The 251-nt window shown below is 47.0% G+C and carries 1 protein-coding gene; it reads right to left on the minus strand.

What is annotated here, in order from left to right; all coding sequences use genetic code 11:
- Positions 1–221: 30S ribosomal protein S13 (rpsM, locus tag FN960_RS24505; protein WP_143850850.1), on the minus strand; the 221-nt coding region annotated here is incomplete at its 3' end.
- Between the last annotated feature and the right edge of the window lie 30 nt (positions 222–251).

The following is a 251-nucleotide window of genomic DNA, read 5'->3' on the forward strand; positions in this document are numbered from 1 at the left end:
CTGATTTCACGGCGCAGATCACCTTCAACGACAAATTTGGCAACTTCGTCACGCAGCGTGTCGATTTGTCCTTCAGACAGCTCACTGATCTTAACATCTTCAGCGATACCCGCTGCAGCCAGGATGGCTTTAGAACGGGTCTTGCCGACGCCATAAATCGAAGTTAATGCGATTACGGCATGCTTATGATCAGGAATGTTAATGCCTGCTATACGGGCCACTATGCACTCCTACTATTTAATATGTACGTT

The organism is Alkalicoccobacillus porphyridii (assembly GCF_007293315.1).
GTDB classification, from domain to species: domain Bacteria; phylum Bacillota; class Bacilli; order Bacillales; family Bacillaceae_D; genus Alkalicoccobacillus; species Alkalicoccobacillus porphyridii.